Origin of the sequence: Ruegeria alba (genome assembly GCF_022321465.1) — a bacterium.
GTDB lineage: Bacteria > Pseudomonadota > Alphaproteobacteria > Rhodobacterales > Rhodobacteraceae > Ruegeria_B > Ruegeria_B alba.
The window spans coordinates 1-13,800 of the sequence record NZ_JAKOEM010000008.1; the positions used below are offsets into that span (position 1 = coordinate 1).

General features: G+C 64.1%; 16 protein-coding genes. 3 read left to right on the top strand and 13 right to left on the bottom strand.

Annotated features, from left to right (window positions below; translation table 11 throughout):
* Positions 1-192 (bottom strand): hypothetical protein (locus MB818_RS10695; RefSeq protein WP_238905157.1); only part of this gene is annotated, 192 nt, incomplete at its 3' end.
* Positions 193-264: 72 nt separating this feature from the next.
* Here MB818_RS10695 and MB818_RS10700 point away from each other — a divergent pair.
* A complete protein-coding gene (locus tag MB818_RS10700; protein ID WP_234139747.1) occupies positions 265-1,074 on the top strand; it encodes a DUF817 domain-containing protein in 810 nt (269 codons plus the stop codon).
* Positions 1,075-1,142: 68 nt separating this feature from the next.
* On the opposite strand, the gene MB818_RS10705 is transcribed toward MB818_RS10700, so the two are convergent.
* Positions 1,143-1,526 carry a hypothetical protein gene (locus MB818_RS10705; RefSeq protein WP_234139743.1) on the bottom strand — a complete coding sequence of 128 codons (384 nt, stop codon included), beginning with the start codon at positions 1,524-1,526 and terminating at the stop codon, positions 1,143-1,145.
* A gap of 83 nt (positions 1,527-1,609) precedes the next feature.
* Here MB818_RS10705 and MB818_RS10710 point away from each other — a divergent pair, with 83 nt between their 5' ends.
* Entirely contained in the window at positions 1,610-2,368 is a 759-nt protein-coding gene (locus MB818_RS10710) for an alpha/beta fold hydrolase (protein ID WP_234139742.1), read from the top strand.
* Positions 2,369-2,508: 140 nt separating this feature from the next.
* Here the strand turns inward: MB818_RS10710 and MB818_RS10715 are convergent, their stop codons facing one another.
* The 4 genes from MB818_RS10715 to MB818_RS10730 form a co-directional block, all read right to left on the bottom strand.
* The gene (locus MB818_RS10715; RefSeq protein WP_234139741.1) at positions 2,509-2,697 is read right to left on the bottom strand and encodes a hypothetical protein; all 189 of its coding nucleotides are present in this window, start codon (positions 2,695-2,697) and stop codon (positions 2,509-2,511) included.
* Positions 2,698-2,772: 75 nt separating this feature from the next.
* A complete protein-coding gene (locus MB818_RS10720; protein ID WP_234139740.1) occupies positions 2,773-3,156 on the bottom strand; it encodes a rhodanese-like domain-containing protein in 384 nt (127 codons plus the stop codon).
* A 103-nt stretch (positions 3,157-3,259) separates the two neighbouring features.
* Complete coding sequence (locus MB818_RS10725) at positions 3,260-4,747, bottom strand: flavin-containing monooxygenase (protein ID WP_234144772.1); 1,488 nt, start codon at positions 4,745-4,747, stop codon at positions 3,260-3,262.
* A gap of 15 nt (positions 4,748-4,762) precedes the next feature.
* On the bottom strand, positions 4,763-5,224 hold the full coding sequence (locus tag MB818_RS10730) for a cupin domain-containing protein (protein ID WP_238905060.1): 462 nt from the start codon (positions 5,222-5,224) through the stop codon (positions 4,763-4,765).
* A 150-nt stretch (positions 5,225-5,374) separates the two neighbouring features.
* Between MB818_RS10730 and MB818_RS10735 the strand changes: the two genes are divergently transcribed.
* On the top strand, positions 5,375-6,373 hold the full coding sequence (locus MB818_RS10735; RefSeq protein WP_238905062.1) for an AraC-like ligand-binding domain-containing protein: 999 nt from the start codon (positions 5,375-5,377) through the stop codon (positions 6,371-6,373).
* A gap of 5 nt (positions 6,374-6,378) precedes the next feature.
* On the opposite strand, the gene MB818_RS10740 is transcribed toward MB818_RS10735, so the two are convergent.
* The 7 genes from MB818_RS10740 to mgtE all read right to left on the bottom strand — a co-directional run bounded on the left by MB818_RS10740 (position 6,379) and on the right by mgtE (position 13,716).
* The gene (locus MB818_RS10740) at positions 6,379-6,723 is read right to left on the bottom strand and encodes a RidA family protein (RefSeq protein ID WP_234139736.1); all 345 of its coding nucleotides are present in this window, start codon (positions 6,721-6,723) and stop codon (positions 6,379-6,381) included.
* Positions 6,724-6,792: 69 nt separating this feature from the next.
* Complete coding sequence (locus MB818_RS10745; protein ID WP_238905064.1) at positions 6,793-7,974, bottom strand: TPM domain-containing protein; 1,182 nt, start codon at positions 7,972-7,974, stop codon at positions 6,793-6,795.
* A 54-nt stretch (positions 7,975-8,028) separates the two neighbouring features.
* On the bottom strand, positions 8,029-8,748 hold the full coding sequence (locus MB818_RS10750) for a YbaY family lipoprotein (protein ID WP_234216787.1): 720 nt from the start codon (positions 8,746-8,748) through the stop codon (positions 8,029-8,031).
* 136 nt (positions 8,749-8,884) lie between these two features.
* On the bottom strand, positions 8,885-10,663 hold the full coding sequence (locus MB818_RS10755; RefSeq protein WP_234184166.1) for an SLC13 family permease: 1,779 nt from the start codon (positions 10,661-10,663) through the stop codon (positions 8,885-8,887).
* Positions 10,664-10,769: 106 nt separating this feature from the next.
* A complete protein-coding gene (locus tag MB818_RS10760) occupies positions 10,770-11,582 on the bottom strand; it encodes a TIGR00282 family metallophosphoesterase (protein ID WP_234139732.1) in 813 nt (270 codons plus the stop codon).
* Between the two features lie 176 nt (positions 11,583-11,758).
* Positions 11,759-12,316, bottom strand: coding sequence for a 5-formyltetrahydrofolate cyclo-ligase (locus MB818_RS10765; RefSeq protein ID WP_234177744.1), 558 nt, complete (start codon positions 12,314-12,316; stop codon positions 11,759-11,761).
* A gap of 8 nt (positions 12,317-12,324) precedes the next feature.
* On the bottom strand, positions 12,325-13,716 hold the full coding sequence (mgtE, locus tag MB818_RS10770) for a magnesium transporter (protein WP_234139730.1): 1,392 nt from the start codon (positions 13,714-13,716) through the stop codon (positions 12,325-12,327).
* Positions 13,717-13,800: the final 84 nt, after the last annotated feature.

Genomic DNA, 13,800 nt, shown 5'->3' on the forward strand with positions numbered 1-13,800 from the left:
GACTGGATCATCGAGGTGGTCGATGGCCTGGCCGCCAATGGCGAAGACGCCAACGGCGCCGTCGAGGACAAGGTCAAAGCCCAGGTCGCAGACCTCTGCGCCAGATTTCCGATCTATCCAAACCTTTGATGAATAATAACGTTTCGGATTGACATCATCACTGCCACCGGTCATCCCGGTGGCAGTTTTCATTTTCGGGCAGACCATTTGACCAGGATACGGGGCAACCGGACGCGCCAGTTGGAACGGCGGCTTGGCGACTGGATGCGCGCCCTCCTGCCCCATGTGCTGGCGGAATTCGTCATGTTCGTTCTCAAACAGGGCTGGGCCGCCCTGTTCGGCGCATCGCTGCTGATCGGCCTGATGGTCAGCGACCGCATCTGGCAACAGGACTGGGCGCTCGCCCGCTATGACGCGCTCTTGATCTATGCGTTGGGCTTGCAGGTGCTGTTTCTGGCATTGGGACTGGAAAGCTGGCGCGAGGTCCGGGTTATCCTGCTGTTTCACCTAACCGGAACCGTGATGGAGATCTTCAAGGTCCAGGCCGGCAGTTGGACCTATCCCGGCCCAGGCCTGATCAAGCTTTGGGACGTGCCGCTGTTCTCGGGCTTCATGTATGCCTCTGTGGGGTCCTACATGGCGCGCGCCATCCGGCTGTTCGACATGCGGTTTGCGCCCTACCCGCCCTTCTGGTTGTCGGTCCTGCTGGCGGTTGCGATCTATGTGAATTTCTTTGCTCACCATTTCCTGTTCGACCTACGGCTGGCCCTGTTTGCCGCAACGGTCGCGCTCTATGCCCGGACGCGGATCACCTTTCGCATCGGCGATCACCGCTACTGGATGCCGCTGCCGCTGGCGGCCTTCTTCAGCTCGTTCTTCCTGTGGCTGGCCGAGAATGTGGGCACCGCCACGCGCACCTGGCTTTATTCCGGGCAGATCGCCGGAGAGATGGTGCGGCTGGCCAAGATGGGATCCTGGTATCTGTTGCTCTATGTCAGCTTCGTCACGGTCACGCTGGTGATGCGCGACGCGCTGGAGGAGGCTCCGGCCAAGGGTCGTTCCCGCCCCATGTGACCGCATCGAAGATGCGGCGCAAAGATGCGTTGGGCCGGGCGCCGTGCGTTCCGCACGGCGCTGTCTCGTCAGATCAGCCGGCGCCAGGCCAGGAAGGCCAGCAACAACGCGGCAAATACCAGCAGGTTGAAGACCAGCGCCCCCAGCATACCCAGCCACCAGCCCTTGCGCCGGTCGGCCAGGTCGATGCCGCGCAGATGCGCCTGCACCTCGCGTGCGGCGGCACTCAACGAAGGGGCGTTCAACGTCATCCGCAATCGCGGATGCGCCATCATCGGCTCGACCCGGGCCAGTTCCATCGCACGGCGATAGATACGACGCGGCAGTCGGTGCTTGGCCCGTCTGAGCGCGAGGCGGAGCGATTTTCCATGCACCCCAAGCCGCGTCCGCAGCAACGCGACGGTCACGGCAATCTGGTCTTCGATCCGGTCGCTATCGGTCATGGCTGTCATACCCCCGGCGGGCACCATATCGCGCGGTCCGGGCAGGCTCAATGGGGCTGGCGGGGGCGATCGCGTCAGGTTATCAGGGCGGCATGCTGACCACGATCCTGCATGGCACCCCGACCGACACCCCACCCCTTGTCATCGCCCATGGGCTCTATGGCTCTGGCCGCAACTGGGGGGTGATCGCCCGGCGACTTGCCGATGAACGGCAGGTGATCGCCGTCGACATGCGCAATCACGGTCACAGCCCCTGGGCCGAGACACACGACTATCCCGCGATGGCCGCCGATCTGGCCGAGGTGATCGAGGCCCATGGCGGTCGTGCCGACTTGCTGGGCCATTCGATGGGGGGCAAGGCGGCGATGATGCTGGCGCTCACCCACGGGCACCTGCTGCGCCGCCTGGTGGTCGCGGATATCGCCCCGGTGACTTATACCCACAGCCAAATGCCCTTCATCGCAGCGATGCGCGGCGTCGACCTGAGCCGGGTCGAGCGCCGCTCGGATGCCGAAGAAATGCTGGCGGCGCAAGGGGTCGAGAAAGCGTTGCAAAGCTTCTTTACCCAGTCGCTTGATCTGCCCGGCAAGCGGTGGCGGTTGAATCTCGACGGATTGGCAGCGAACATGCCCGCGATCATGTCCTTCCCCGACATATCAGCACATTGGGACGGACCGACTCTGTTCCTGACCGGCAGCATATCGGATTATGTGCGCGCCGAGCATCGCCCGCTGATCCGAGATCTGTTCCCCGCCGCCCGTTTTGCCAAGATACCGGGCGCGGGTCATTGGTTACACGCCGACAAACCCCGCGAATTCGAAGCGGCGGTGCGTGTCTTTCTGAATGCCTGAGCCTCTGACTCTGCACCTGCCGTGCGTCCGGGACGCCTCCGGCGGGAGTATTTCAGACCAGAAAGAAGCCCCGATCTTCTTCATTTCGCCGAAAATACTCCGGTCGGCCGGGGGCTGGCCCCCGGCCGACCGGCAGGACTCTAGGCTTCTTCTTCGTAGAGCCGCCGCGCCAAAATCCAACTGACTGGCGCCGCGACGATAAAACCTGTCACCGCCGCCGCCAGAATTGCCTTGAGTGAAACCAAGCCCGCCGTGAGCACCGCAATCACCGCAGTGCCTGCCAGCGCGGTCGAGATCAGACTGTAAAGAATCGAAGCAAGGCGCATCATGGCCGGACCTCCTGATATGGCTGCGCGTCCAACCATGATATAAAATTATCGGAATGTGTTTGACTTTGACCTGGATCACATGCCGGGATCGACCGGTTCGATCCGCTCGCCGGTCCAGTCCGCAAGACCGCCGAGATTGTAGACCTCGTCATAACCCATGTCCTTGAGCAGTTTACCCGCCAGCGCCGCGCGCCCGCCCGAGGCGCAATGCAACACGATCACCCGATCCTTGCGCAGTTCCGGGTCGTGAAACGGCGTGTCCGGATCAGCGCGGAATTCCAGCATGCCGCGCGGGATGTGATGGGCCCCGCTGGCACGGCCGGCGCGTTCCAGCTCGGGCGTGTCGCGCAGGTCGAGCAGCAGCGCGCCCTCGGCCACCAGTTGCTGGGCGCGGGCGCCGTCGATACGCGGCACCGCCGCATTTGCCGCCGCCATCATGTCCTTGACCGTCAAAACCATCTTGCGTGTCTCCTGTTTCGTTTCGCGCAGGCTAACATGCGTGTTTCGGAAAGTGTAAGACACGATTTTCCGCGGGCGGCCTCTCACCGCCCGCGCAAGGCTTTCAGCCCGCCTGATACTGCGGGGTCGAGGCCAGGAAGCGACCATAGGCCCGCGCATCGGGATAAGAGAATTGCTCGGCCAGCGGGTTGGCGCGCTTGCGCACCCCTGCCCCCATATCGGCCAGCAATTCGTCGAAATGCTTGAAGTGGAACGGCGCAGAGCACAGCCCGCCATAGACCTGGGCGGCGGGGCGTTCCTTGCGTCTCCAGTTCAGCATCATCTCGATATTGGCGTTCATTTCCTGCGCGCTCGGCTGGTGGGCCAATTGCCCATCGGCAAAGCGGACCAGCCAGTTGGCGATCATCTCGGCCGACAGGATGGTGCAGAAGGACGAGTTGAAACCGACAAAGCCCATATCGGGCAGGTCCGGATTCACCGCCAGGCGGTACACCCTGTACTGGCCATCCGCCTCGATCAGCTTGTCGCGGTAGTCCTGCGCCAGATAGGGAATGCCCAGTTTCCAGCCCACCGCCAGCACCGACAGGTCGCAAGGCACCCGGTCGCCGGTGGTCAGCACCACATGGCCATCCTCGTAACGGTCATAGGTGCCCTGGATGGGCTTGACGGTTCCGTCCCGGAAGCTTTCGAACAGGCCCGGCGTCACGATCGGCAGAGAGCACGAGGCCTCCTTCTCGATCGGGGTGTCGGGCACCATGTTCCATTTCTTCAGGCCCAGTTGCGCCTTGAGCAGGGTTTCGAGCCCCCGGAAATTGGCCCAGACCAGCGGTTTCAGCAGCGCGGCGATCACCCGTTGCAACGGGGATTTGCCCCATTGGTTGAACTGCTGTTCCTGAGCGCGCATGTAGAGCAGCCGCTTGAAGTTGATGCCGCCCACGAAATAAGGCACCCGCCAGACATTCTCGCGATAGACCATGGTGACCGATTTCGCGCCGTTGCGGGCCGCGTTCACCACGATGTCGGTGGCCGATTTCGAACCGCCCAGCACCACCACATGTTTGCCGCGCGCCATTGCGCTGTCGGTATATTCCGACGAGTGGATCACCTCGCCGCCGCCGGCAACAAAGGCCTCCTGCCCGGGATGGGTCAGGATGTTCTTGTCGGAAAACTGGCCGGTGCAGATGGCCACGAAATCGAAATCTTCCTTGCGCACGCGGCCTGCCGCCTCGATCGTCAGGGTCCAGCCGGGTTGCCCGTCGGCGCGCCGATCCATCGACAGGATATTTGTGTTGAGCTGAAACAGCCGCGGCAGATTGTGCTTGTCGGCATAGGAATGCAGATAGGCATGCACCTGCGGCCCCTTGGGCCATTCGGGGTAATCATCGGGCATCGGCAGATCAGTATAGCAATACAGATCCTTGGGGCTTTGCGTCTGTACGTCGGGGTACGAGCGCGACAACTCCCACACGCCGCCGAAATCGTGGCTGCGTTCGAACCCGGTGACCCGGTGCCCGCGCTCGTCAAAGGCCTTTGCCGCGGCAAGACCCGACACCCCGCCGCCGATGACGGCGACGTTCTTGCGTTTTACCATGATATGTCCCTCGCCTTACTGGGCGTCGGGCGGCGGCAGGAAATCGACCTCGTGCAGGGCCGAGATACGCACCAGCTCGGCCGGGTCGGTCACGCCATCAAGCGCCTTGAACAGATCGAAGAGCTTGCGCGAGGGCGCCACCCCAAAGACACAGGTCGCACCCGCGCCCGAGCGGTTGAACACCGCATGCGCCACCCCCTTGGGCATCCGGACCACATCGCCTGGCTCCGCCTTGTTGGCGGTCACGTTACCGGTCTCGAACCCGAAATCCACCTCGAGATTGCCACTCAGCACCAGGATCCATTCATCCTGGGTCGGGTGCACATGCGGCGGCACAAAGGTGTCGGCAGGCACTTCGGCATGCCACATGAACACGTTGTCGCTGTGCAGTTTCGGGGTATAGACCTGCCCGACCACGTTCCAGGCCAGCCCCTCGAGACCGGCATCGGTGGCGGTGATTCCCGCGTCCATCTGCATTTCGTTCCTCCTCCTGTTGGGTAATTATCCCGCAAGCCTAGGAAGGCGCGTGCGGCGCGAATATCCGAAAAGCGAAATTTTCGCCTCATCTTTGCGGTCCGGATGCAGGAATTGCTTTGTGATCAGGGCGCGGGGCCGCATGCTGACCCCATGCAGAACAAGCCCGATATCCCCCCCCTGTCGCGGTTCCGCCAGTTCCGAACACCGGATCTGGACGAGGCACGGGCGCTGGTCGCACGCAATTTCTGCGGTCACCGGCTGGAGCGGCAGGCGCGCGAGGATGCCTTTGACGCCTGCCAGCATCGGGCGGGCGGCAACGGGCTCTTCTACAACTACATCCGCTATGGCGCCGATGTGGAAATCGAACCCGGAGAGCTGGGGTCCTTTTACCTGATCCAGGTGCCGATCCGGGGGCAGGCCCTGATCCGTAACGGCAGGACCGAGGTCGAGACCGGCAGCGCCGCCGCCTCGGTTCTGAACCCCGACCGCCATACGCGGATGCGCTGGCTGGGCGGCTGCGAACAGGTGCTGCTACAGATCGACCGCAACAGGCTGACCGCCGTGGCCGAGACCCTGACCGGCACCGCCCTGCAATCCCCGGTCCGTTTCGACCCGCAGATCGACCGCGCCCGCCCCGAGATGCAGCGCTGGCTTGCGCTGTTCCGGCGGGCGGTGTCGGCGGTGGATCATGGCGCGCTGCTCGATCCCGAACAGGCGCTCAGCCGCGCCCTGGTCGAGGACGAATTGATCGCGGGGTTCCTCAGGGCGCAGCCCTCGTCCATCGCGCCGCTGCTAGAGCGGCCCGAAACCGGGCCGCTGTCACCCCATGTGCGCCGGGCACGCGACTTCATGCAGGCACATCTGGCCGAGCCGCTGACCCTGAGCCAGATCGCCACCGCCGCCGGCACCTCGCCGCGCAACCTGCAACTGGGGTTCAACCAGTTGCTCGAGATGACGCCGCTGGCCTATCTGAGGGTGCTGCGGCTGAACTATGCCCGCTATCTGCTGTGTGAAAGCCCGCCGCAGGTCACCATCGCCTCGATCGCGGGGGCGGCCGGGTTCAGCCATCTGGGCCGGTTCTCGGCCCAATATGCCGCCCGGTTCGGCGAAGGGCCCAGCCAGACCCGCAAACAGCGCTATCTGATCTGAGCGCCTCAGTCGCAGGCGGCGGTCACGATGATCTCGACCTTGAGCGTATCGCGCGCCAGACGCGCCTCGCCGCAGGCGCGCGCAGGCGCGTGACCCGCGGGAACCCAGGCATCCCAGACCGCGTTCATCTCGGCGAAATCGGCCATGTCGGCGAGCCAGACGATGGCCTGAAGGATGCGGGTGTTGTCCGACCCGGCCTCGGCCAGCAGCGCGTCGACGCGCGCCAGACAATCGCGGGTCTGCTCGGCCACGCTGTCGCCGCTGCCGACCTGGCCGCACAGATAGGCGACGCCGTTATGCTTGACGATCTTGCTCATCCGCTCACCGGTATGAATGCGTGTGATACCCATGGTCCTGCCCTTTGCAACGCTGAAACTCCTGCCCCTGTTAGCAGAGCCACCGGGGTGAGACCAGAGCGCCTACCAGCTGCCCGAGGCGCCCCCGCCCGAGGACGAGCCCCCGCCAAAGGATGACCGCCCCGAGCCGCTGCTATTGCTGTCGCTGATCTTGGGAATGGTGCGGATCTCGCTGTCGTGATGGCCGCAATGGGCACAATCATAGTCGACGCGCTTGCGACCGGACCGACTCTTGGTCGCAGCACTCAGCACGGTCGAGGTGGTGGACAAGGTGCGATAGTTGCATTGCGGGCAGGCACCATAGCCGGAAAACCAGCTCTTGTAGCGGTGGATGTCGATATGGCCGCAATCCGGGCAGTGCCAGACATCGTAATCGACCGATTTCAGGTATTCCTCCAGCCGCTGACCGCCATCGAGATGTTCGTCATCCGCCTCTTCGCCCGCCCGCAGCATCGGCGTGCGGCATTGGACGCAGGGCCTGTCCCGGTTGCGCAGATAACGCCTGACCCACAGCGCGACGCCGCCCAGCGGCACCAGCAAGAGCGACAATACCCATTCTCCCACCCGGTCCACCGCGCGGGCCAGCCAGCTCCAGCCGCGTTGCGCGGTGCCCATGTCCCAGTCACCGGGATAGGCGCCGGTCAACTCGCGAATGGTCTCATCCACTCCGGCCTCGATCCCCAGCTGATACTCGTCGCGGCGGAAATAGGGCAGAAAACCAACGTCGATCACCCGTTGCATCCGGCTATCCCAGGAGCGGTCATAGCCCGCACCGATCTCGATCCGCATCTTGCGGTCATAACGCGAGACCAGCACCAGGACGCCATCGTTGCGCTCGGCGTTACCGATGCCCCAGCTGTTGAACAGGCCGGTGGCAAACGGTTCGATGGGGCCGCCGTGACCGTACATGCCCATATTGTCGATGGTCAGCACCGTCATCTCGACGCCGCTGTGGTCATAAAGCGCGATCAGCCTGTCGCGCACCCGCTCCTCGGCGGCGGGGTCCAGCAGGTCGGCATAGTCGTTGACATAGACATCCTCGTAGTCGGGATACCGGATGTTCCCCTCCGTGCTCGCGGCACGCGGCGCCTTGCGCGCCGGGGACTTGAGGGCCTCGGAGGGCGGATTTTCGGGCACCACCGAGGCCGGGCGCGTCATCAGGCCGACCCCGTACCCGATCGCCCAGCCAAGCCCAAGCACCAGCGCGACGATCGTCAGCGCGACACGAATATCCTGCCTTGTCATGCGGCCTCCCTTATGGCGCCACCTGACCCGCAGCACCAGACCACGGCCAAACGGTCACCGCGCGGCAACAAAGCGCAACACGACGCGCCCATCCACACCGGCCAAGGTCAGTGCATCACCCTCGACCGCATAGGCGACGACTTTGGCCAATGCCGCCAGATAGCTCCGGTCCAGCGCCTCGGCCTCTTGGGAACAGGCCATCATGGTCATGCCGATATTGTCGGGAAAGCGCATGTTCGTGGCCCCGATCTCTGCCTGGCCCTGGAACCTGTTGCACCCGCCCCGGCCCGAGAACCGCCCGCCGTGTTCAAACGCGATCGATGGCGCGCCCGGCCCCTCGGTCCCAACGCCTTCGATCTCGCGCAACGCCCAGTCGCGGCCCACCAGCACCGAAGCTGCATCAGAGACCCGAACCATCATCAGGTCAACCGTGTTTCCCGCCTCACCGGTAAGGACCGGCGCCACCGTATCGGTGATAAAGAGCAGCCTCTCATCCTGCAATATCCGCGCCGTTACCGCATAGCGCCGCGCCGGATCGATCAATGCATCGTCATACTCAAGGCTGAAATCCATCGGCACCCGGGTCATCGCATAGCGCCGCGCCGACAAGAGCGGCGCCGCCACGTCCTGGCGCGAAATATCGCGCAGTTCCACCTGCAACACCGCATCTGGCGGCAGCGCGATCCGCTCCCGATATGCGGCGCTGCCCGAAACGGTGCCCGCCTCGGCGGCCCAGGCCAGACAAAGTGCCGCAATTCCCGGTAAAATCCTCATGACTGCCCCCTTCTCCGGAAGAAAGATACGTTTCCACCAAGGCAACAGTCCACAAAGGCCACTGTCAACCCGCTGCTTCTTCTGTTTGAAAATACCTCGGGGTCCGGGGCAGCGCCCCGGTCCGCCACCGCGGCCCTCACAATGGCCAGATCAACGGGATCAACGCCGATACCAGGATCCCCATGCTCAGGTTCAGCGGAATGCCCACCCGCATGAAATCGGTGAACCGGTAGCCCCCCGGCCCATAGACCAGCATGTTGGTCTGATAGCCAATGGGCGTCGCAAACGAGGCCGAGGCCGCGATCATAACCGCCACCACCAAAGGACGCGGGTCGATCCCCATCGCCTGGGCAAGACCGATGGCGATCGGGGTCACCACCACCGCCACCGCATTGTTCGACACCAGCTCTGTCAGCACCGAGGTCAACAGATAGATCGCCCAGATCACCAGGAACGGCGGCAGGCTGCTCAACCCAGGCGCAATCGCCTCGACAATCAGCCGCACCGCGCCCGAGCTTTCCAAGGCGGCACCAATGGCCAGCATGGCAAAGATCAGCGCCAAGAGCCGCCCATCGACAAAAGAGAACGCCTCATCCGCATCGATGCAACGACTGCCCAGCACCAGAGCCACGGCCAGCACCGACAACATGAGAATCGGTGCCACCCCGAAACCGGCCAGTGCCACGATCCCCACCAGCGCCGCAACGGCGATGGGCGCATGGCCGCGCCGATAGGCCCGCACCGACGGGTGCGAGACATCGACCATCTCCATATCGGCGGCCAGCCGTTGAATATCGGCGGGTGCCCCCTCCAAAAGCAGCGTATCGCCCACCTTCACCACCAGCTGATCCAATTGGCGGCCGATATTCTGGTTGCGCCGATGTACGGCAAGCACATAGACCCCGTAGCGCCGCCGCAAGCGCAGATCGCCCAGTGAACGGCCGACCATGCGGCAGCCGGGGGTGATCAGCACCTCGACCGTTGATGTCTCGACCGCCGAAACCTGATCGACCCGCTTCAGCTCCTTGTTGCGTTGCAGGCTCAGAAGTTCGGTCATCTGGGTGCGCAGCACCACCCGGTCGCCCACCTGCAACTCGACCCCCTTGAGGTTGCGGCGCAGCGACAGGTCGCCCCGGATCACGTCAATGAGCCGCACGCCGGGCCGCTTGAACAGCTGCACTCCGGTCACCTCGCGCCCGATCAGGTTGCTTTCGGGCGGAATCACCGCCTCGGTAAAGAACTTCATCTTCGACCGGTCGCTGAGCAGGGTCGCCATGCTGTCACGTTCGGGCAGCAGGCGGGGGGCGACGAAACGCAGATAGATCATGCCCCAGGCCACCACCGCGATGCCCAGCGGCGTCACTTCGAAGATGCTGAACGCCGCCATGCCCTGGGCGCGCGCGACCCCGTCGACCAGCAGGTTGGTCGAGGTTCCGATCAGCGTCAGCGTGCCCCCCAGGATCGCCGCATAGCTGAGCGGAATGAGCAGTTTCGAGGCCGCCACATTCAGGGTGCGCGCGATCTGCACGAAGACCGGGATCATCACCACCACAACCGGCGTGTTCGACACGAAGGCCGAGGCGATCACCACGAATGCCATCAACATGCCGATGGCAAAGCGCGCATTGGTCTGTGCCTGCCGCTGTGCGATCGAGGTAAAGGCATCCAACGCGCCGGTCCTGACCAGCGCGCCCATGATGATGAACATGGCCGCGATGGTCCATGGGGCCGGGTTGGCCAGCACCGGCAGCGCCGCGTCATAGGGCAAAACGCCGGTGACCAGCATCGCCGAGACCCCCAGAATGGCCACGACCTCGGTCGGATAGCTCTCGCGCAGGAACAGCAGGAACATCGTCAGCACGATGGCCAGCGTGACCAGCGCGCCGGCGGTATCGGTCAGGTGGAGGAATTGCATCTCTTGTCAGTCTTGCCCGAATGCGCCTGGCGACAGTGCCGGCTGGCATCTTCCCGTATCGGCAAGCCTTGGGCAAGCCCGCGCGTACACCCCCGTGGATGGACGATCACGGGCTCGATTGCTGCAACTGCCCGCCGACGCGGACCATGGCGATGCGGGTGGCGGCGCCCCCTTGCGGTGCGGTCTCGACATAGACGCCCGAGACCGTCGCCTCGCCCAGCGCCGGGGTGAACCGAGACTTCGCCATACCGGTGATGAACCGGCGCATAGGTTCGGCCTTGTCCATGCCGATCACCGAATGATAGTCGCCGCACATGCCCGCATCGCTCAGATAGGCGGTGCCACCGGGCATCACCATCGCATCGGCCGTCGGCACATGGGTGTGGGTGCCCACCACCAGGCTGGCGCGCCCGTCGCAGTAATGGCCCATCGCCATCTTTTCCGAGGTCGCCTCGCAATGCATGTCGACGATAACCGCATCGGCCAGACCGCCGCGCGGATGCGATTTCAGCACCGGCTCGATGGCCGAGAACGGATCGTCATAGGGGCGTTTCATGAACACCTGGCCCAGCACCTGCGCCACCAGCACCTTGCGCCCGCCCGGCGCGGTGAACAGCCGATGACCGCGCCCCGGCGCGCCCTTGGCATAGTTGATCGGCCGGATGATGCGCGGTTCGGTCTCGATATATTGCAGCATGTCCTTCTGGTCGAAGGCATGATCGCCCAGCGTCAGGCAATCGGCGCCCGCATCCAGCAGCGCCTTGGCATGCTCGCCCGACAAGCCCATGCCATTCGAGGCGTTCTCGCCATTGACCACCACGAAATCCAGCTTCCACTCTGCCCGCAATCGCGGCAGGTGTTCGCACACGGCCTTGCGCCCCGCGCGGCCCATCACATCGCCAAGAAAAAGTATCTTCATGTCCCCGGTCCTATGAGGCGGTGCGGTTCAGGGCAAGCCGGAAAATGCAGGCGGCGCTGCCCCCGACGCCTGCGGCGTCTCCCCCGGAGTATTTGCAGCGAAATGAAGAGCGGCGCGGACCGGGCTTCTTTCTGGTCCGAAATACTCCGGAGCGCGAGGCAGAGCCTCGCAAAAGATCAGAAGCTCAGCACGCGGCTTTCGGTAACCACCATGTCGAGCGGCTGGTCTGTGGGTTCCAGCGGCAGCGCCTCGGCCTCTTGCGCGTCGAAGGCGAAACCGATGGCGAGCGTGGCGCGTTTGGCGCGCAGCCCCTCAAGCGTACGGTCATAAAAGCCGCCGCCGTAACCCAGCCGCCCGCCCCGAGCGTCAAAGGCGACCAGTGGCACGATCAGGATTTCGGGCTCCATCCAGTCATCCGTTTCGGGCACCATGGCGCCAAACGGGCCCTCGCGCAGCAGACCGTCCGGATCCCAGCGGGAGAAGCGCAGGGGCAGACCCGCGCCCTGAATGACAGGAACGCCCACGGGACCGTGGGCCGCCGCCTCGGCCATGGCGGGCAGCGGGTCGATCTCGGTCCGGATCGGCATATAGCCCGACAGAGGCACGCCGCGATAACCGGCCAGAACCTCGGACAGGCGTCCGGCCGCCCCCGCCGGACGGGTATCGAATGCCACCTTGCGGCGGGCAAAGGCGGCCTTGCGCGCGGCAGCCTTGATCGCGGTCAGGTCGTCCATGACCCCTCCTAGAGCAGAAAGACGGAAGCCAGCCCCAGAAAGGCAAAAAACCCGACAACATCCGTCACCGTGGTCACGAATGTGCCCGAGGCCAGCGCCGGGTCGATCCCGACCTTTTCAAGAAGCACCGGAATACCGGCCCCGGCAAGCCCGGCCACGACCAGATTGACCACCATTGCGGCAGCGATCACCGGGCCCAGCAGTGGCAGGCCGAACCAGACATGGCCCACGATCCCCATTACCACCGCAAAGACCGCGCCATTGACCAGCCCCACCAAAACCTCGCGCCGCAGCACCCGGCCCAGGTTGGACCCGGTCAGGTCACGGGTGGCCAGCGCGCGCACCGCCACCGTCAGGCTCTGGGTGCCGGCATTGCCACCCATCGAGGCGACGATCGGCATCAGCACGGCCAGCGCCACCACGTTGGCGATCGTGCTTTCGAAGATCGAAATCACCAGCGAGGCCAGGATGGCTGTCGCCAGGTTCACCGCCAGCCAGGGCAGGCGCTGTCTGGTGGTTTCCAGCACGGTATCCGACAGGCTGCTTTCGCCGACACCGGCCAGGCGCAGGATGTCCTCTTCGTGCTCTTCGTCCAGCACGATCATGGCGTCATCGATGGTAATCACCCCCACCAGCCGCCCCTCGGCATCCACCACCGGGGCCGAAATCAGGTGATACTGGTTGAACGCATAGGCCACATCCTCTTCGTCCTGATCGGCGGGGATGATCTGGAAGGTCTCTTCGGCCAACGTGCTCAGCGGCACCTCGCGCCGGGCCGACATGATCCGGCCCAGCGTCACATTGCCCACCGGGTGCAGGCGCGGGTCGACCAGGACCACGTGATAGAACTGGTCTGGCAAGTCGTCCGAACCCCGCATGAAGTCGATGACCTCGCCCACCGACCAATGTTCGGGGGCCATCACCACCTCGCGCTGCATCAGACGCCCGGCAGAGCCCTCGGGATAAGCCAGCGCCTGTTCAACCGCGACCCGGTCGGCATCCTCGAGCGCGTCGAGGATGGTTTCATGGTCGCTTTCTTCGAGGTCTTCGAGCAGGTCGACCACATCGTCGCTGTCAAGCTCACGCACCGCCTCGGCCAGAACGTCGGGGTTGAGCAGGCGAACCACTTCTTCGCGGATGCCCTCGTCGAGTTCCGACAGGATCTCGCCATCGAACTCGCGGTCGTAAAGCCGGATCAGCTGAGCCCGGTCGAAGCTATTGATCTGCTCGAGCAGATCGGCGATGTCGGCCGCATGCAGCGGCTCCATCAACTCGATCAGGCGATCTCGATTTTCTTCTTCGACCGCATCGAGAATCTCGGCCACGAGATCGAGGTCGATCTCATAAGCATCCTCTTCACGGGGCTTTTCAAGATCGGGTGTGTCGATACCTGGTGTCATGGCTACGCCCTATGCCAATTGGCAGCAAATTTGAAGAAGCAGCTATCAGAAAACAATGACAATGCCACAATTTACCGCCGCGGC